18 protein-coding genes and 1 tRNA gene are annotated in these 18,768 nt (G+C 33.5%); all 19 read right to left on the reverse strand.

The window, feature by feature from the left end; all coding sequences use genetic code 11:
• Positions 1-13 precede the first annotated feature (13 nt).
• Positions 14-1,012 carry a DUF1852 domain-containing protein gene (locus IC221_RS26200; protein WP_188171779.1) on the reverse strand — a complete coding sequence of 333 codons (999 nt, stop codon included), beginning with the start codon at positions 1,010-1,012 and terminating at the stop codon, positions 14-16.
• A gap of 263 nt (positions 1,013-1,275) precedes the next feature.
• Positions 1,276-1,710 carry a DUF5367 family protein gene (locus IC221_RS26205; RefSeq protein ID WP_188171780.1) on the reverse strand — a complete coding sequence of 145 codons (435 nt, stop codon included), beginning with the start codon at positions 1,708-1,710 and terminating at the stop codon, positions 1,276-1,278.
• 6 nt (positions 1,711-1,716) lie between these two features.
• The gene (locus tag IC221_RS26210; protein WP_188171781.1) at positions 1,717-2,601 is read right to left on the reverse strand and encodes a DMT family transporter; all 885 of its coding nucleotides are present in this window, start codon (positions 2,599-2,601) and stop codon (positions 1,717-1,719) included.
• A 47-nt stretch (positions 2,602-2,648) separates the two neighbouring features.
• Positions 2,649-3,026 carry a nuclear transport factor 2 family protein gene (locus IC221_RS26215; RefSeq protein ID WP_188171782.1) on the reverse strand — a complete coding sequence of 126 codons (378 nt, stop codon included), beginning with the start codon at positions 3,024-3,026 and terminating at the stop codon, positions 2,649-2,651.
• 436 nt (positions 3,027-3,462) lie between these two features.
• Positions 3,463-4,218 (reverse strand): N-acyl homoserine lactonase family protein, encoded by a 756-nt coding sequence (locus IC221_RS26220; RefSeq protein ID WP_188171783.1) that lies wholly within the window; start codon positions 4,216-4,218, stop codon positions 3,463-3,465.
• An 11-nt stretch (positions 4,219-4,229) separates the two neighbouring features.
• Positions 4,230-5,084, reverse strand: a complete 855-nt coding sequence (locus tag IC221_RS26225; RefSeq protein WP_188171784.1) for an SDR family oxidoreductase — start codon at positions 5,082-5,084, stop codon at positions 4,230-4,232.
• Positions 5,085-5,150: 66 nt separating this feature from the next.
• A complete protein-coding gene (locus IC221_RS29965) occupies positions 5,151-5,987 on the reverse strand; it encodes an AraC family transcriptional regulator (protein WP_188171785.1) in 837 nt (278 codons plus the stop codon).
• An 83-nt stretch (positions 5,988-6,070) separates the two neighbouring features.
• On the reverse strand, positions 6,071-7,009 hold the full coding sequence (locus tag IC221_RS26235) for a metallophosphoesterase (protein WP_188171786.1): 939 nt from the start codon (positions 7,007-7,009) through the stop codon (positions 6,071-6,073).
• 241 nt (positions 7,010-7,250) lie between these two features.
• Positions 7,251-8,873: a RagB/SusD family nutrient uptake outer membrane protein gene (locus tag IC221_RS26240; protein WP_188171787.1), complete on the reverse strand. Its 1,623-nt coding sequence runs from the start codon at positions 8,871-8,873 to the stop codon at positions 7,251-7,253.
• A 74-nt stretch (positions 8,874-8,947) separates the two neighbouring features.
• Positions 8,948-12,262, reverse strand: a complete 3,315-nt coding sequence (locus tag IC221_RS26245) for a TonB-dependent receptor (protein WP_188171788.1) — start codon at positions 12,260-12,262, stop codon at positions 8,948-8,950.
• Between the two features lie 101 nt (positions 12,263-12,363).
• Positions 12,364-13,290 (reverse strand): FecR family protein, encoded by a 927-nt coding sequence (locus IC221_RS26250; RefSeq protein WP_188171789.1) that lies wholly within the window; start codon positions 13,288-13,290, stop codon positions 12,364-12,366.
• A 114-nt stretch (positions 13,291-13,404) separates the two neighbouring features.
• Positions 13,405-13,938 carry an RNA polymerase sigma factor gene (locus IC221_RS26255; RefSeq protein WP_188171790.1) on the reverse strand — a complete coding sequence of 178 codons (534 nt, stop codon included), beginning with the start codon at positions 13,936-13,938 and terminating at the stop codon, positions 13,405-13,407.
• 166 nt (positions 13,939-14,104) lie between these two features.
• Positions 14,105-14,641: a hypothetical protein gene (locus IC221_RS26260; RefSeq protein ID WP_223241504.1), complete on the reverse strand. Its 537-nt coding sequence runs from the start codon at positions 14,639-14,641 to the stop codon at positions 14,105-14,107.
• A gap of 63 nt (positions 14,642-14,704) precedes the next feature.
• Complete coding sequence (locus tag IC221_RS26265) at positions 14,705-15,118, reverse strand: hypothetical protein (protein ID WP_188171791.1); 414 nt, start codon at positions 15,116-15,118, stop codon at positions 14,705-14,707.
• 72 nt (positions 15,119-15,190) lie between these two features.
• Entirely contained in the window at positions 15,191-15,505 is a 315-nt protein-coding gene (locus tag IC221_RS26270) for a metallophosphoesterase family protein (RefSeq protein WP_188171792.1), read from the reverse strand.
• Positions 15,506-15,564: 59 nt separating this feature from the next.
• Positions 15,565-16,008, reverse strand: a complete 444-nt coding sequence (locus IC221_RS26275; RefSeq protein ID WP_188171793.1) for a hypothetical protein — start codon at positions 16,006-16,008, stop codon at positions 15,565-15,567.
• A gap of 471 nt (positions 16,009-16,479) precedes the next feature.
• The gene (locus IC221_RS26280) at positions 16,480-17,649 is read right to left on the reverse strand and encodes a DUF4062 domain-containing protein (protein ID WP_188171794.1); all 1,170 of its coding nucleotides are present in this window, start codon (positions 17,647-17,649) and stop codon (positions 16,480-16,482) included.
• 411 nt (positions 17,650-18,060) lie between these two features.
• The gene (locus IC221_RS26285) at positions 18,061-18,288 is read right to left on the reverse strand and encodes a hypothetical protein (protein WP_188171795.1); all 228 of its coding nucleotides are present in this window, start codon (positions 18,286-18,288) and stop codon (positions 18,061-18,063) included.
• Between the two features lie 302 nt (positions 18,289-18,590).
• Positions 18,591-18,673, reverse strand: a tRNA-Leu gene (locus IC221_RS26290).
• Between the last annotated feature and the right edge of the window lie 95 nt (positions 18,674-18,768).

The following is an 18,768-nucleotide window of genomic DNA, read 5'->3' on the forward strand; positions in this document are numbered from 1 at the left end:
AATGTTGAATAAATTAAAGAGAGAAATTAGCTGACCACTGTTCTAAGACGTTTTTGTAAGGCTTCATAAAATGCTTTTCTGCATATTTTCCTTGTTCAATTCCTAATTGCGTACGTTCTTCTCGGTCGTAGACAATTTTTGTAAGAGAATAGTCTTGATTTTTCAGACTCGGCTTATAGCAGGTTCCTGCTAAAGAATTGGCATTATAGATTTCTGGTCTGTAAATCTTTTGGAATGTCTCCATTGTACTAACAGTGCTGATCAGCTCTAGGTTTGTATAATCTGATAATAAATCGCCGAAGAAATAAAAGGCCAACGGTGCAACGCTGTTAAGAGGCATAAAATAACGCACTTGCAATCCCATTTTTCTAAAGTACTGTTCCGTTAAAGAAGATTCGTTGACCTTGTATTCATGACCTAATATAGGATGATGATTTCCTGTACGATGATAGATCTTATTGTTGGAAACACTCAAACAGATTACAGGTCGTTTGATAAAGTGTTTTTTGTAAGTTTCAGAGTTGACAAAATGCTTAAAAATATTGCCATGCAATTCACCAAAATCATCCGGAATACTCACTTTGTCTTTGCCCTTGTTGTACTCTGAAAGCAATACGCTAAAATCATAATCACGAACGTAGGATGATAAATTATTGCCCACAATCCCCTCAGTACGTTTGCCTGTTTGATGATCGATAATATGTGTTTTTAAAATCTCGATCGCTGGGAATGAAGCACCCGTTTTATCAACATCAATATCCACTGATACAATTTCCAATTCCACCGAATAGCGGTCATTATTAGGGTTATCCCAGCTCGCCAAAATATTAAAACGATTATTGATCATATTCATCGTATTACGCAAATTCTCTTGGCGACTTTTTCCTCTTGCCAAGTTGGCAAAGTTGGTGGTTGTACGCGTTCCGTTAGACGGGACATAGTTTTCATTGAAATAGATACTTTTCAATCTATAATCAAAGTCATTTTTGAGGGAATTGTGAGTGTTTTCCATATCTTTTCTTTCGCTTATTTTTGAGTGCTTGAACAGGATTCACTGATCTTGTTCAATAGTTTTTTCGTCTTGCAAAGATGGAAATAAAAGATATTTTTAATTGTAATTCACATTATAATCAGAATATATAACTATTAATGTTTTATAAATAAGAAAATAACTCTACCAACAATTAAGATTGATATCTCAAAAAGAAAATTTATCTATGCGTGATTTGTGCAAAATTGGTTAGATGTAGTATTCAAGCTTTGTACTTTTCCCTTTTATCTGCTTTTTAATACTCCAATAAGTAGTACAATAACGTATGCCCATAAGATCCAAGCTCCAAGTACTACCGATTGTTCAAGCGTTAGTTTTGGAAAAATAAGAGCATGAAATTTCAAACAAGCAACATCACAAAGCATTCCTGGAACTAAATAATGATTGGAAGGAGTCCCTGTTGTAAAACTTCGAATGGAAGAAATAAAACCATTTTCAGTATAGAAAAAGGCCGTTTTTTCTTCCCCATCAACCAAATGATATAATCTCACACACCCTTCTAAATTAAAATAGGAAACCGTAGAAATATCCCCATCTCTGAGCAATATATCTCCCGTTTTGTACTTCCTTACATGGATTTGGGTGGAAATTGCGTTGACTTCTTCTTCATCCAATTGAATGAATTTTGATATGTGCTCTATTAATTTATTTGTTGACATGTTATCTTAATTATTATGTACCACCTTCCTTGTTTCCATTTGAGAAACGATCAATCCTATAAAGATTAGTAATCCTGAGATGATATGAAATTGAGTCAACTCTTTTCCTAATAAAACAGTGATTATTGCTGTAGATAATGGTACAATATTCATATAAAGACCTGCTTTACTCGCACCAATAATACTGAGTCCTTTGTTCCATAAAAAATAAGTGATAGCTGTTCCAAAAACCCCAAACAATATCATTACAATCCAAAATTGGACCCCATAATTTACAGAATGGACTTCAATAAAAAAAGGAGTAATTAGCGTAAATGATATCAAACAAATCAAATTAGTAAAAAAAGTAAAATGTTGATTGGAAATATTGACCGAATATTTTTTCACCCATATATGATAAAACGAAGAGAGTACCATGGCTAATAAAATTAAGATGTCTCCTTTTATAAATACCAACTGGTCTAAGTTCAATAAATTTCCCTTGGTCAGTAGATATAAAACTCCTATTAAACTAATAATGGCTCCAGCAATTTGTTTGTAACTTATCCTTGTTCCAAAGGTAAAATAACCTAAAATTAAGGTTACAATAGGATTAAGGCTAATAATTAAAGAGGCGTTGATTGAAGATGTATATATCAAACCCACAAATAATAATAGGTTAAAACAGAACAAACCTAAAACACCCACAATCAAAATTCCGGTAATGTGTTTTTTAAATGTATTCCATTTGGGAAATGAATGTTTCAAATACACCGCCAGTGCAATAACCCCAAATAAATAACGCCAAAACCCCGCTTCCATAAAATGAACACTTAAGAGAATGAATTTTAGTAGATGGAAGTTTAATCCCCACATCAATGCTGAAATAATAAGATATAGTGATGCTTTCATTGTTCTCAAAAGTAGCTCCATATTCCAATGGAGCTATGTAAGATAGATTAATGCTCATGATAGATTTTGGAAACTATTTTCCATTCGTTATTAATTTTAGTCAAGAGCAGAAAATCAGTATAAATGACTTTATGGCCTAGCATCAGGTCGAGTGTAACACTGGCTTTATTTTCAATAAATTCTATGTTTTTATATTTCGCTAAATAAGCAATATTCTCATAGTCAAAATCTTTATCTTTCTTTCTCTCCTTTAAAACGTCTTCCCATAAATCTCTCGTGAATAGAAAGAATGTTCCATTTTCTTGAATATTTATGATAGAAAATTCATGATGAAAAATAGTTTTAAAGTCATCAATATTTGTTTCGTTGAACGCTCCATGAACATAATTTTTGTTGATCGAAGCTTTTATTTTTTCAATTTCCATGTTGTCTTTATTAATTGTGATTGAAGATATAAATACATTGTAAACTAACTCTCCGAAAATTTATTGATTTAGAGAGCAGTAGATTTCTATCATCTTATAAGAACGAATGACACTATTGCTTAACATTCGCACAAGTGGGCTTTCTACTCTATTCGTTAAGTAGTACTCCCCGGCCTTGAAGGGAAAAGCGTTAAGAATTTCATGGATTGAGCCGTTAAAAATGATTTTCTTGTTTGAGCAAAGCGAGTTTAAAATCATTTAGGTGAAAGGAATGAAATTTAGCTTTTGACTTCTAAGCCTTGAATTTTTTGCTTCGTTTTTGTTTCAAGACAAAAATGAAGAAGAAGGAAGCTTAGAAGTAGTACCTTGAAAGATTGCAGAAATACCAATTTATAGTTAACGATAACTAAGTTTACAGAGTAGTTAGTTTTAACTATTAGTCATAATAATTGGGGCAAATTTTTAATGTTTCAAAATTCTCTTTATCATGCTGTATCCAGAGCTGAGCATTGTTATTGGCAACCATTTTTTTTATTTTTTCTATGGAAGCTAAACTATCTTTTTTACTTGCATTAAAAGTAGGAATACCTTTGTTTTGATAGTTTTCTTTATAGTAAGCAATGTCTCCTGAAATCAATAAAGCCCCTGTATTTTCTAGCTTTAAGAGTAAGGATTGATGTCCTTCTGTATGACCGGGAGTAGCAATAAATTGTACTGTTCCATCGCCAAATAAATCATAATCTCCATTAAGTTTGATGACTTCTGAATTTTCCAACTCTTTATAATCATCATAATTAAAAGGTCTCTTATTGGGACTGAAGGCTATATCATATTCTTTTTCCTGCATGATCAGTTTTGCAGATTTAAAATAATTAGCATTCCCTGTATGGTCATTATGAATATGAGAAAAAGCAAAATAATCTACATCACTTGGGTGAACACCAATAGATTCAAGTTGAGAGATTACTGTTTTACTCATAGTCAAGTGAAATATCCAAGCATCCATACCTTCTTTTTGATTAATGAGGTTATCGGACAAACCAGCATCCCACATAACAGAACCTTTTGGATGCTGAATTAAGAAAATGGGGTTAGCCAATGCCATTTCACCTGACTGTAAAGAACCTTCATTAAGCTGAGAGACATCTTTACAGATAATATCTCCAGCATATAAAACATATAATTTTATCATCGTTTTAAAGGTTAAAATCCGTAAGCTTTCATTTGAGTTTGTGCAAGTTCTGAAATATCATCTGCTACTTTTTGAGCAAAAGTTTCTCCTGAAATTTGATCGATTGGGTTTCTTACTGGTCGTGTTCCTTTCTCCATTTCAATTAACCCAATAATCTTATTTATAACAGCATTAGGATCAGGCTTGTGTTTCTGAACGGCTCCATAAACAGCGTTATTTGCGTATTCCGTCATTTGTTCGGCCATTCCATCATAAGAATCGGTGACTTCTTGTAAGTCGGCTTTTGTTCCAGTTTTTTTGTATAATTCAGTAGGAAATGAACCCGGTTCTACGAGAATATTTTCAACTCCTTTTTGAATGAGTTCTCCATAAGAACCCGTAACCAGAGCTTCTAGTGCGAATTTTGAGGCACAATAAACAGCGTTCAATGGAATAGAAAAAAGACCTAACATGCTGGATAAGTTTATGATTAATCCATCTTGTCGCTTTCTCATGGAGGGTAAAATAGCTTTCATTAACCGAAGAGGAGCATAAACATTAATATCGAATAGTTTTTGAACTTGTTCAATACTATGTGCTTCTAATAAACCTCCGCCAAATACTCCAGCATTGTTAATTAAAATATCAATTGACTGGTGTTTTTGTAGGACTAACTCCGTGATGGCTTTTACTTCTTTTTCTGAAGTAACATCTAGTTCTAAAACTTCCACATTTTGAAGTTTTTCTAACTCTCGTCTAACTGTTTTGTTAGTGGAGTTAGTATTCCGCATAGTGGCAATAATCTGGTATTGCGACTTTGCTGATAATTGTTCTGTAAGGAGTTTCCCAAAACCAGAACTTGTTCCTGTGATCAAAACTGTTTTCATATCTAAATGATTTATTTAGGTACAAAACTAGCTGTTCAACAGTGGTATGCATTTGTTTAAAAAGACTTATTTACTTGTCTGTAAGGTCTTAATTTGGGAAGGATTGATTTGAAACTGACTTTTAAAAGATTTACTAAAATGGGCCAAGTCTTCAAAACCACATTCAAGATAGATTTCAGATGCTTTTCTATTCGTCGTAGTCAATAATTTATAGGCGTAATCCAGCCTTTTCTTTTTTAGCCATTTGGCTGGTGTGGTATCATAAATGGCTTGAAAGTCTTTTTTAAACACAGAAATACTTCTACCCGTTTCTTTTGCAAAATCAACTAGTTTTTTATTCTCCAAAAAATGAAAATTCATGTATTGATGCAAGTCCGCTTTACTTTTTACAGAGAAGTTTTGTAATTGATAAGAAAGCTCATTATTCGTTCGGATTAGTCCTATAATTGCTTCTGTTGTTTTCAATCTCGCCAGTTGATTATCCATTTCTACACCTTCATTCAAGAATAGATCTAAAGACTGTATGAATTGATTTAACACTGGATTTGAAATGACCCCTAAAATATTTTCAAATGACTTTTTACTCTTTTTTGGTGATTGAATATTTAATTGTGTAAAAATCTCTTGAATCAAATCTTCATGAAAAGAGAAAACAATACTAGAAAATTTAATCTCTCCTTTACCCCAAGTTTTGGTGATAGTAGCTTGAGTGTGTTTTTTAAATAATACAAATTCCCCTTTAGAAAAGCACTGCACTTCTTTTCCTTGTTTTACTTTCAATATCCCCTCTCTAATATAGGTTAGCAGATGCTGAGAAGGGTATATATCTATAATTGCTTTATTTTTTCGCTCGTGTGAGAAAATAATCCTGTTTTTCTTATATGTAATAAGTTGATTTTTCACTTTTTAAATGATTAACCAAGTAGAGTTTGTAAGCAGAGGTGGCTTTAACGGTCAAATTACATACATGATCCAATTCTTACTGATTATTCATTTGTAGTTAAATGTTTAGAAACAGCCCTTCTAAAACCACTTACTTGGATTTCCCCATTTTCCATGACGTCTATTATTGAATAGCTATTATTCTCAGGACCGCTATAATCTACCTGAGCGATCATGGTCATATAATGTATATTATTGATGTCTTTGTAGTATTCTTTATGATAATGTCCTTGGAAAACAATCATTACTTTTCCAGACTCTTCCAAGATTTTTCTTACTTCTTTGTGTTCCGTTGGGTAGTATTTGCCATCCTCCTCGTTCATGGGGTGAAGGGTATGGTGTATAAAAACGAGGGTTGGGTAATTAGTTTGAGCAAGGTCTTTCTTCAACCATTCTTGCTGATGTTTTGGAATGTGTACGTCTTCCCAATGAAAGTTCCCTTTATCATGATCCGTTCCATCTTCAAAGTAATTCGCATCTAATACAACAAAATGTACATTGTTTTTATCAAAGGAATAATAACTTTTTGAGGGTTCAATATTTGTGTTTTCAATCATAGATAAGAATTCTTTTTTACTGATTCCATCGATATCATGATTGCCAATGGCGTGAAATTTATCTCCCTTGAATTGTGAAAACTCTTTTTCTATTGCTTTAAGGTAATTGATCGTATTTTCTCGATTGGGTTCTTCATCCTGATCTTTAAAATCACCCAAATGAATGACAAAATCTAAGTCCTTTTGATTGAAAACTTGGATAGCCTCTCCCATCTTAAAGAGGCTTTGATCGTAATGATTGACATTATCCGATGGATTGTTTTTTCTTTCGGCGTAATGACTGTCTGTGATCAAACCGAAAGAAACTAATGGTTTTTGCTCCGCCCTTTTTTCTACAGCTTGACAACCAACAAATGGGAATAATGATGATACCAAAGCTGATTTTTGTAAAAACGAACGGCGAGATACGTTGTATTTTTTTTCCATTTTAATGTAAAAAGAGGGAGACCCGAGAGCCTCCCTTGTAATCAATAATCTAATCTAGTACTGTGAGTAAAGAACTGTTTCGTGCATCAAAGTAAAACTACGGGCAAGTGATAATAAAACCTTTCCAAAACTGAAGTCTTTAAGGTTCAAAACTTAGGCAACACTTTAGTGTTGATGGAGTTTATATCACCTGCCCATGACTTCAGTCATGGTGTACGTTCCATTCCTTCATTTCCAAGAATTAATAACCAGGATTTTGAATCAAATCTTTATTCGCATCCAATGCATTTTGAGGAATAGGATATACTCTTCGGTTTACATCTGAAACCAATTTATCTTTATAGGTCTCATCAAACTTTCCAAAACGTAAACGGTCTGTTCTTCTGAAACCTTCCCAATACAGTTCGAATCCTCTTTCATTGAACATCCCTTCTAAATCAATAGAGCTTAAAAGTTTTGCCCCTCTTGCTGAAAGAACTGTATTAATATCTGCAACAGCACCTCCTTGATCTCCTTTTCTTAATTTCGCTTCAGCTCTCATCAAATAGATTTCAGCTAAACGCATAATTGGAATATTGACAGAACTAACGGCGGTGTTACTTGCTCCATTATCAAATTCAAATTTATAGACACGAACCCCTGCCGCTTGTGTTTCATTACTTAAATTCACTTCAGGAGTGAAAATCATTGGTTCGTTGTTTCTGAAGTTTGTCAACTCATCGATGATCAACCAACCTTTTTCATCTCTAAGAAAGTCTGAATTGTCCTCGTTTCTGATCACACCGTATTGTTGACCTACCATAAAACCTCGGTTTAAGTGATACTCTTCCTCAGGAATAGAACCTGTTTCATATTTGAAGTTTTCTTTATGGAAACGTGGATCTGCTTCTTTTCCTTTCCAAGTATTATAAAACACCTCGGTAGTAGCACCACCGTTCCAGCCTCTGTGGGCATTAGAAACCCAAACGTTTCTACCAGTAACAAATAAAGCCAACTTGTTTGAACCTAATTCATTCAAATACTCTTGTTTTACTCCGAAAATGATCTCGTTCTTGTCGTCATTATCTTTAGAGAATAAAGAAAAATAGTCTTCTGATTCTAAAGCAAAACCGCCATTATTGATTAACTCTGATGTATATGCAATTACTTTGTCCAAGTCTTGTGCATCAAAAGATACGTTTTCATAACGGTTTACATACACTGATTTGTTCAAGTAAAGTCTCGCCAACATACCATTTACAGCCTCTTTTGTGATTTGGTAGTATTCAACATCAGAAGAGCTTGGCAAATCAGATAATGCATCTTCAAATACTTCAACAATTTTTTCAAAAGCCTCATCCGCTTCTAAAATGATCGGTTGGTCTCTGAAATCTAAACCTTCCGCTTCACGGTATGGTACTTTTCCCCAAAGGTCCAAGATTGTCATCATATAAAACGCTTTCATGGCTTTCGCTTCGGCAAGAATTTGCTTGTGCGGTGGCTTATCCGATTTCATTACTTCGCTTTCCGTCATAATGGCTCTCGCAAGACCCGTATTTAGCTTTTCCCAAGTACTTCCAATTGTTACATGAAATGCCGTCCAAGTATGTCCGTAGATTTCTCTCCATTGGCCATTACCATCCCAGTCTGTACCACGAGTAGGACAAATCGTTTCGTCAGTACTGACTTGCTGAAGAGGCCAAACGTTTTCGTGATCTGTGAAAGTATTCAACATCATGTTGTAAGTCGCAGCCATTAATGCTTCAGGTCCTCCATCAGAGTTGGGTAGGTCTGGGTTGAGTGCTTCATCCAAGATTGGTTCTGATAAATTACAAGCACTCAAGAAGATCATAAATGATGCTATAAATAAGGTGATCTTTTTCATTATTCTATATTTTTTGAATGAGGTTTCTACTTTTAAGAAGCAGTTACCTCATTCAAGTTGATTGATTTATTCGTTTAGAAATTGATATTTAATCCCATCAAGAAAGTTCTTGCTTTAGGGTAGGCCGCATAATCGATACCGTACGATAGGTTTCCATTGACTGCTTTATTTGCATTGACATCTGGATCATAACCTGAGTAATTACTCAAGAGGAATAAGTTCTGTCCTGTAAGGAAAATTCTACAGCTTGACAGCCAATCCACTTTGTTGGCATCAATGGTATACCCAACAGTTAAGTTATCCAATCTTAAGTAGCTTCCGTCTTCCAAATAGTAAGTAGAAGGTACTGGAATGTTAGTCGCTGACTCTCCTGAATTGGCTAATTTTTGAGTGGCATTAGAGCCATTGGCTAAACCAGGAACGGAGAAAAATGCATTGGCGGTGTTGTTGTAAATTTTATTTCCGGCTACGCCATTGAAGTTGATAAATGCATCCCATTTTTTATACTTGATTGATGTACTCAAACCAAATGTCCAATTAGGAATGGCTGATCCTGCAATGATACGATCATCATCATTGATAATACCATCACCATTTTTATCATCGATAATGTAATTTCCTTCTTCATCGAATCCTTTAAAATCAAACAATAAGAATGAACCCAAAGGAGCACCGTTTGTAATCACATTAATCGTACTTCCACCTACACCTGGACCGTGCAACATACCTGTCATAATTCTAGAAACCGGCAGGTCTTGAACATCATTTTTGATATAAGCCGCATTTACATTCACATCCCATTGGAAATCTTTTTTCGCTACCAATACACCATTTAAGTTCAATTCAACACCTTTGTTAATCACTCTTCCATCAATGTTTTCCCAAACGTAAGGAACCGGAGAAGGTGCAGGTGCTGGCATATACACCAACATGTCACGAGTCGTTTTATGGAAATAGTCTACTGAACCTGTCAATCTTCCTTCCAAGAAACCAAAGTCAACACCAATGTTTGTTTGCTCACTCATTTCCCATTTCAAGTCCGGGTTTTGAGTTCTTCCCATTACAATACCAGGAATGAATACTCCATTATACCAATATCCTGAACCATTGTCTGAAGCATAGGCCTGTTGAGTGATTTTCCCAGGAATTTCTTGATTACCTGTCATACCCCAACCTGCACGAAGTTTCAAATCATCCAAGATGTTCTGTCCTTTTAAGAATTCCTCTTCAATAATTCTCCAACTTGCAGAGAAAGCGGGGAAGACACCATATCTATTGTTCTCACCAAACTTTGATGAACCATCTGTACGAAGGGAAGCGGAAAGGTTGTACTTATTATCAAAAGTGTAATTCACACGACCATAGAAAGATTGTAATCTATTGATTTCACCAGATCCGAAAGGAGCAACAGATGTCCAATCAGTACCAATACCAGGATTCCAATCTCCTTCTATTTCGTCAGTAGTAAAGTTTGATGTCGTATAACCGTGAGCTCTTAATAGAATTTCTTGATAAGAATGACCTGCTAAAACACTAAATGAAGAACGACCTATGGTCTTATTGTAAGTCAAATAGTTTTCAATAATGGTATTTACATTCTCATTATCCAACTTTGAAATACGTCCATTAGGATTCATAAAAGCAATATTATTTGGGCGATTTAAGACGCTTCTTGACGACATTGCATAATCCACACCTACCTGTGTTCTCCAATCTAATCCTTTGATAAGATTGACAGTAGCACCCACATTACCCAACATTCTATTTGTTCTAGTTTCATCTTTGTATAATTCCAAAAATGCTAAAGGGTTAGCACCTGAAGGGAAGAAAAATAAAGAACCATCATCATTGTAAACAGGGTAAGTGGGGTTCGCTTTTAGTGCATTCGTGATGATCTCACCATCTGCTGATGAACGGTCTGAAGTTGGTGCCGCTAAGTCGTTAATATGTGATGCAGTAAAGTTGATATCCAATTTTACTCTATCCTTCAAAAAGCTTTGGGTATTATTAAAACGAGCTGTAAACTTTTGCATTCCGCTTTCTTTGATCAAACCTTCTTGATCCATAAAAGAAAGGGATACAAATGAACGTCCACCTCTCTCATTTCCACTTGAAAATGAAAGGTTGTGATTTTGTGTATAAGCTTGACGATAGATTTGATCTTGCCAATCTGTACTGATTGTCTCCGAATAGATATCACCGATATTATGCTTATTGGCTACCGTTCTGTATTGATCGCCATCCATCATATCGATTTTTCGAGCTACATTAGAAACACCAAAATAATTGGAATAATTGATCTTGCTTTGGCCTGGTTGTCCTTTTTTAGTGGTAATCAGAATAACACCATTTGAACCTCTTGAACCATAAATTGCAGTAGCAGAAGCATCTTTTAAAATCTCCATCTTTTCGATGTCATTGGGATTTAAAAAGTTCATAGGGTTCTTTGCTTCAGCACCCCACTCTCTACCTGCACTTTCCGGTGCTGCTGCCGCAACTGGAGAATTGTCCAATGGCACACCATCAATCACATAAAGGGGTGCATTTCCCGAACGAATAGAACTTGCACCACGAATATTGATATTCAAAGCTGCACCGGGTTCACCACTTGCTGAGGTTACCGTCACCCCTGCCACTCTACCTTGTAATGACTCCGCAGGTGACATGATGATGCCTTGGTTAAGATCATCAGCAGAAATAGAAGAAACGGCACCCGATATTTCACTTCTCTTTTGAGAACCATATCCTACTACCACAATCTCCTCTAATTGCTGTACATCTTCATTCAAGACAATATTAAAATTTGATCTGTTTTTTATCGCAATCGTTTGGCTTTCATAACCTGTGAAACTAAAAGTCAGGGACGTTTCTGGAGAAAGATTTTCGATGATGAAATTACCATTCAGATCAGTGATGGATCCTTTATTTGTTCCCTCTACTTGTACAGTAACTCCAGGAAGTGCTTCTCCTTTTTGATCTTCTACTGTACCGCGAATTGTTCTTACTTCTTGTTGTACTCCTACTTCGGACGTTGTTGCCGATTTCTCTGCAGAAGTCACATAAATAACATTATTTCTTTCTCTAAACTCAAGGTTAAAAGTACTCGAAATGCTATTAAGAAGTTCAGTGATTGTTCCTTCTTTTTTGAAGGTCACCTTCCCTACTTTCTCCATATCTTCTTTCACAAAAGAAAAGGATAAATCACTTTGCTTTTCAATGGAAGAAAAAATACTGGTGATAGGCTGATTGGTTACCTCTACCTTAAAAGTTTGTTGAGTAACGATTGTAAGGTATACAACAGGTTGCTTGGTAAATGCATTTACCGAAAAAGTCATTCCTTGCCATAGTAATACTAGGCAACAGACTTGTAAAAGTCTCCTTTTGTTCATAATTTTATTTTTGAAAAGACAATAAAAATCTTGGGCAACATTTGGACTCCTACATCACATGTTGCCTTTTTTTATATAATAAACTAACCCCAATGGGTCTTTTATTCTTTGATTAAGTAATAGTAATCTCCCTCTTTTTTCACGTTAAGCTTTAGCATAAACGACAGATTGTCAAGTGCTTCTTCTAAGCTATTATCTTCAAACTTTACCGAAACAGTATAATGCAATAGTGCCGGATCTTTGACAATAATTTTATGTCCGTACCAACGTTCTAATTGATCAATTACCTCCGTCAATGCTCGATCTTTCAATACTAAGTCAAACTTTCTCCATGTTGCTTCATTCGAAGGATCAAAGGTTTTTACATCAAATTGATCCATAGAAATCACCACTTTTTCGCTAGGTTCTAAAAAAGTTTTGCGTTTTTGATTCGATACCTCAACGCTACCTGAAAAGAGGCTAACCGAATGTTCTACCGTATTAATATTAAATGATGTCCCTAAGACTTTCACTTTCGATTCCATACTTGGTAGCATGACTTCAAAAGGATATTCTTTGTTATGAGTAATGTCAAAAAAGCCTTCTCCTTCCAATCGTACAGTTCTATTGAAGTCTTCTTCATACCAAAGTTTTGCTCCTTGATGAAGTAAAACCGTACTACCATCTTTTAATACCACTCTCTTATTTCCTTTGGTGGCAGTTACGAAAACTTCTGAGGAGTGATTAGGAAAACTATTATATATGAAATACGAAATACCTAGCATCAGGAAAATAGCTACACTGCTTGCATACCTCATCCATGGTTGGAAAACCCTCTCTTTGGTTATTTTCTCAGATGAAGCGTTTCCTTGAATTTTATCCATCATCAACTGACGGCCTCTCTCAAGATTTGCTGTATGCTTTTGCTGAGGCAGGTGTTCCCAAGTTGCTTTTAGCTCTAAAAAATCATGATCATTTTGATCCTTCTCTTTTAGCTGTTTTTCTCCAGCCAACTTCTTTGCTATCTCTATGTACTTTTCGTCTTGCATATTTTTTTGTTTTCAATGCTAAGACGCGGTAACCTGAATTTACCCTATGGTTTTAATGTAAAGGAATCGTTAATTACAAAAATGTTTTATTCATCTTTTCGAAACATTGAACAACTAAAGATGCTTTTCTAAAAAGTCTTTATGAATCATTTTAAGCGTATTGCCAATGTACTTTTCTACGGTTTTGACACTGATTTCCAACACTTCTGCAATCTCTTGATATTTTAATTGATGAAAACGGCTTAACTCAAATGCTTGTAATTGTAAGGAAGGAATATTGACTTTAAATTGTTCCCAAGCCTCATTTAGATCCTCTGTGAGAATATTTTCTTCGGGTGATAAAGTGGATTGAACGACTTCAATTTCATCGATAGAACTCACGGTTAGTTTTGTCTTTCTAGTAAGGCTAATACATTGATTTTTAACCATTGTAAAAAGAAATGAACGCGGATACGTTACCCCTTTCAAAATAGATTTACTCTCCCAAATCTTCACGAATACATCAGAAACAAGCTCTTCCGCTTGTGGATAATCGTTTAAATAAGTAAAAGCAAAATCACATAATCGCTGGTAATAGGTTTCAAATAAAATGTTTAAAGCGTTAATATCACCTTCGGAAATCTCACGAAAGAGTTGTAGTTCGTTCATCTAATCTAGCTTTTTAATAGCCTTAGTTTTTTCAATTAGGGTAAAAGTAGTAAGGAAATGACTTTACATGATACTAAGTTGTATTATGAATTTATTAAGGTTAGTCTTCTATCGGGCTTTAATAGAGAAAAAATAGACAATCAGAATGATTCTTTCACCCCAGAAGTCATCTATCGAAATCAAAAAAATAAGCCTTACCATTCTCACTATCGTACCAATAATATTTAAAATATTGGTTTCCATTGGTCCAACTATATTTCTGTAAATTTTCAATTCTATCTTTGTCCCACCATTCAAAGTCGTTTTGCATACTAAAACCATTATTTGTATTCAGAGAGTCGATAGATAGATGATGATATTCAATTATTTTTTGAGATGTAGTCTCGTTGCAATTAAAAGCAAACATATAATCTGCATCTATCCCTATTACATCATCAAAACAGTAAATATTCTTTACATCAGGAGTGATTTCAACTTTTAAAAAGTCTGAGAATCTTTTTCGATTATTTTCAGTATCAGGTTTATCATGATCAAATGTTGGAGCAACTTTATCAATAACCTTTTGAGTTTGTACCCTAAGTTTATTTTTTGCTTTTTCTTTAATCTTAGTGGTCACTTTTTCAGTCTTATTTTTAATTTGATCACAAGAAGTCACCCCAATGATTAGGATAAATAGTGTTGATATATGAATTAACCTTCTCATTTTCTTACTGTAGTCAAGAACACATGACTTTAAAAATCTTGGATTATACTTCATTTTTTTTTATTACTCATACCCTAACCATTCTTTAGTTTTAGAACTATATTGTTCTCTGTGCCAACCATCAATACTATACGATAGTATGTAAGATTGGCCTAAAGAGTCTATAGAATACTGTATTTCATCATATTTTAATAAACGTTTAGCGATTGAAGGTGGATATCTCCCTTCTTTAATTCTGATATTTTCGAGATGTGAAATTAAAACTTCACATTTTTTCCGTTTAGTATCCCAGTCATTTTTCCGTATAGGTAATGAAATAATAAAAGCTAGTGTTAATATCAGTAAAATTTTTGAAGGTATTCTAAAATTACGCTTTTTGTAAATCAGATCTGTTACCCCGATAATAAGAGTCATTAAAATCAAACTTATCCATATAAATCCAAGCATAATTGTCAAAAACACCTCTGTTTTTGCCATAAAATTACCCAATAAAAATACGGGTAGTAGTATACCTATAACTCTAATTATCTTAGCTTTTATTGAATTCACCTACTTTACTTTTTTCAATATAACGACCTTTGAATCCACATTTATTATTTGTGAATCATTACTCAATTTAACTAGTGTTTTTTCCCAAAAACAATGTCCACAAAATATAGTAGATATTCCTCCATGCTCAATAGTTTCTCTTATTTTTTCATTACCTAAAAATCCCAATTTTGGGTGATTTGGTGTTTCATGAAGCATGATAAAATCTAATTCTTTCTTTAGCATTCTATTGAGAGTATCTAAGTATTCTTTTTCGCCAATTCGATTTATTTTATCGGCTCTCCCTATAATGCCACTTATTCCTCCAATTTTCAAATCATCTATTTCTTGAATTTATTTATGAATAAGATAAATATTTTCTTGTGATTTAAAATCTAATGTTTCAGTCTCATACCAAATCTATCATGATTACCTGCAACACCTACAACCCAATCAAATTGATCTTTAAATTTCCTCCATACTACTCTAACATCACCACTTGCTCCTCTTTTTTCTAAACTTGTATACAAATCACCACAAATTACAACTCCAATTCTGGGATTTTCAATTTCAGTCAGTTCTACCTCTATGAGCAACTTAATAAATTCTGGTAACTCTTCACCTAATAATTTATGTTCGCTGTCAACTTTTACAACACCTTGCAAATCTGAACAAACAACTAAAAAGTCAAGATTCGTTTTCTCATTTTCAAACTCTCCTGTATAAATGGGAAGCTCCCGACTTATGATCAATGGATTTCCATTTTTTGATTGTTGATTTCCAACTTCGAGGTACGAAAACTTTTCAATTGGTTTTATTTCATTGATTTCAATTTTCATTTTTATGATAAACACATTAGAGCTTAAGGTTTGATTATTAACATGATTTTAGTCGTTTTTAATTTATCTTGATACAGCAAGTATTCATTGAGTCGCATCTTTCATAATAGAATTCGTTACAAATAACTCGGTATTGACTATAGCATAAAATCATTCATGTCATTTCGTATTATTAGTCTGTTTTGTTGGTTAAAATATAAAGACCATCTTTTGCATTGAAAAAAACATATTCATAAAAATTTAAATAAGGTGAAAACCTTAATAAAATGGGGGAATTGAATTCTGTATTAGTATATTTCTAAGGCAAGGATATTCAATTCACAAGCCATCTATTATAAATTAATGTTTCCCCCTTAAATTGGTGCTACCGGATATTATTGTGAGAAAGAATATTTGATGTATTTTTCTCTGACAACACACAAATTACCAATGAAATAGATCAAAATGCAAGATGTAATAATTACTTTTAGTTTAATTATTAAGAATGTTTTTAAGGTTTTCAAACTCTTTGTTGTAATCATCTAAAGCTTGATTGTCAATACCTATCTTAAGCTCTAAAGTTAATTTATTAGATGAATTATTTGATTCATACATATTTAAAGCCTTATTTATCTTCTCACTATTTTCAAAAGGGTATTTCCAAATTTCATTTATCGCCTGATCTGAGAGCTTTGCCAATTTATTTCTCAATTCCAAGTACTCTTCATTCACACAAGTACTAGCAGTTTCTATAGTCCATTGAATAATATTTTCATAAATTCTAGCATAAGTTTCCGATGTATAAAAAAGGCCCTTTAAATCAGAAGGAGTACCAGGCTCTGCATAAAATTTTGGGTAAGCATCATGAATTAATCTATTCAATGACTCAATTAAATTGCCTAAAACAGCTAGCCTTTGCTGAACCCAATTAACCAAGTCTTGATTATCATAAATTGCAAATTTGGAATTCAATATTATTGAATATTCATAATCGTTTTTTAAAGATTCTTTTTTACTAATTTCATCTTTCATTGTTTGAATAAAAAATCTTATTTCATAAGATTCTGGTTTATCTAAAATTAGATTTAATGCTTCATTCGAAATATTTAATCGATAAAGCTCTTCTATTTCAGAATGAAATTTATTTTTGAGTAGTAAGGAATCTTTAAATAGGTAGGAAAATTGAGTTTTTAACACTGAAACAATATTTTGAGCAGTATCGAATTCAAAAGTCCATAGCTTTGAATTATCTCTTACATCAGAAATAAACTCAAATATTTTTGTTGTATCAACAAAACTAGAAAAATCACCTGATTTATTTTTTTGCCAAACAGGAAGAATATTCAACATTTTCCTATCAATGAAGACATAAATTGGAATCCCTTTTTTCTTTGCTGTTAGGAATTCAGTATTAGTTATTGAACGACCAGTTTCAATCAAGCTTCCGTACCTATTTCCAACTACTAGTACAAAAATATCGGCATTATTTTTAACTGCATCAATACAATTATCAATTGTTCTATTTGATGGATTTATTGGGAAATTTTCAAATTCTGATAGGACTGGATTATATCCAATATCTAATATAAAATCACGGATATCAACTCTAATTTGAGACAAGTCATAACATGTGGAACTGACAAACACATTTAATTTATTCATAAGCTAATGTCGAATTTATTACAACTAATGACTTTGCTAAAAAGCATTTCAAAGAATATACGTTCCATCTACTAAATAGCCTCAAGCCTTTTTTAATTATTTCAATCTGTGGAGTCTTGCTTACACGCAATAACCTACCAATTTCACTACTAACTTAATGCTTTTTTTGGACTTTGTTATGTGATTTAATTCATTTAGATAAATGAATGATGAAATACATAATGGGTGAACCAAACGATTTAAAGAAGGATTAAATTGTCCAAGTAAAATAGAATTACGTGGTTTATTTATTGTTACAGCTTCAACTAAATCAGATTCAATATTATCGTTAATTCTAAACATTTCTTCACTTGACATTCTTAACATTAAATGATAACATGGTCCTTTTCTGCAATATCCTTGAGGGCATCTTCAATTGACTTTTTCTCTTCTTCTAACTCTCCCTTTTTTCATATGTTTAAAGTACTTGTCTACTATTAGTATTTGAATATTATATACGTTCCAAAATTTGTCACCAGTTAAAGCAAAAAATGTATCAGTATATTCATTTTCAATTGTAGACTCGCTGATTATTTCTGCAGATTTCACTTCATTTAGTTCTGTTAACCAGGTATATGCTTCAAATGTTAAATCATTCATCTATTGAATTCTTTTTTAGTTTATATACTTAGTTTTTTCATATAACATTTAACAAACATCACATTCACTCTAAAACCCCTAAAATGTGAGCGTAGCATTTATCTAAAAATAATTTGCTTTCAGCCACTAAAATTAGCATTAAGATTCAAATAATTTGTATCGCAATTTTAATATTAAAGAAGACAGGGATTTTCAGTTGAGCGTTCTTGGGCTGTTTCTACTTACAGGCCTTTTATACCTTATTATAGGAGATGAATTTTTGAGCAAAAAAAAAGCATCGATATTTCTATCAATGCTTTTTGTACCTGGGGTGGGACTCGAACCCACACGAGCAAAGCCCACAAGATTTTGAGTCTAGCGTGTCTACCAATTCCACCACCCAGGCGGAAATTAAAAAACAATTGTAGTACCTAGGGTGGGACTCGAACCCACACGAGCAAAGCTCACAAGATTTTGAGTCTAGCGTGTCTACCAATTCCA

This window comes from Flammeovirga sp. EKP202 (genome assembly GCF_014534745.1).
Lineage (GTDB): Bacteria > Bacteroidota > Bacteroidia > Cytophagales > Flammeovirgaceae > Flammeovirga.

Bases quoted from the DNA above. Each gene is read 5' to 3' on its own strand.
- IC221_RS26200 (WP_188171779.1), bottom strand. From the start codon at position 1,012: ATGGAAAACACTCACAATTCCCTCAAAAATGACTTTGATTATAGATTG.
- IC221_RS26235 (WP_188171786.1), bottom strand. From the start codon at position 7,009: ATGGAAAAAAAATACAACGTATCTCGCCGTTCGTTTTTACAAAAATCA.
- IC221_RS26210 (WP_188171781.1), bottom strand. From the start codon at position 2,601: ATGAAAGCATCACTATATCTTATTATTTCAGCATTGATGTGGGGATTA.
- IC221_RS26245 (WP_188171788.1), bottom strand. From the start codon at position 12,262: ATGAACAAAAGGAGACTTTTACAAGTCTGTTGCCTAGTATTACTATGG.
- IC221_RS26255 (WP_188171790.1), bottom strand. From the start codon at position 13,938: ATGAACGAACTACAACTCTTTCGTGAGATTTCCGAAGGTGATATTAAC.
- IC221_RS26215 (WP_188171782.1), bottom strand. From the start codon at position 3,026: ATGGAAATTGAAAAAATAAAAGCTTCGATCAACAAAAATTATGTTCAT.
- IC221_RS26285 (WP_188171795.1), bottom strand. From the start codon at position 18,288: ATGAATGATTTAACATTTGAAGCATATACCTGGTTAACAGAACTAAAT.
- IC221_RS26225 (WP_188171784.1), bottom strand. From the start codon at position 5,084: ATGAAAACAGTTTTGATCACAGGAACAAGTTCTGGTTTTGGGAAACTC.
- IC221_RS26260 (WP_223241504.1), bottom strand. From the start codon at position 14,641: ATGAGAAGGTTAATTCATATATCAACACTATTTATCCTAATCATTGGG.
- IC221_RS26240 (WP_188171787.1), bottom strand. From the start codon at position 8,873: ATGAAAAAGATCACCTTATTTATAGCATCATTTATGATCTTCTTGAGT.
- IC221_RS26280 (WP_188171794.1), bottom strand. From the start codon at position 17,649: ATGAATAAATTAAATGTGTTTGTCAGTTCCACATGTTATGACTTGTCT.
- IC221_RS26220 (WP_188171783.1), bottom strand. From the start codon at position 4,218: ATGATAAAATTATATGTTTTATATGCTGGAGATATTATCTGTAAAGAT.
- IC221_RS26250 (WP_188171789.1), bottom strand. From the start codon at position 13,290: ATGCAAGACGAAAAGTACATAGAGATAGCAAAGAAGTTGGCTGGAGAA.
- IC221_RS26205 (WP_188171780.1), bottom strand. From the start codon at position 1,710: ATGTCAACAAATAAATTAATAGAGCACATATCAAAATTCATTCAATTG.
- IC221_RS26275 (WP_188171793.1), bottom strand. From the start codon at position 16,008: ATGAAAATTGAAATCAATGAAATAAAACCAATTGAAAAGTTTTCGTAC.
- IC221_RS26265 (WP_188171791.1), bottom strand. From the start codon at position 15,118: ATGGCAAAAACAGAGGTGTTTTTGACAATTATGCTTGGATTTATATGG.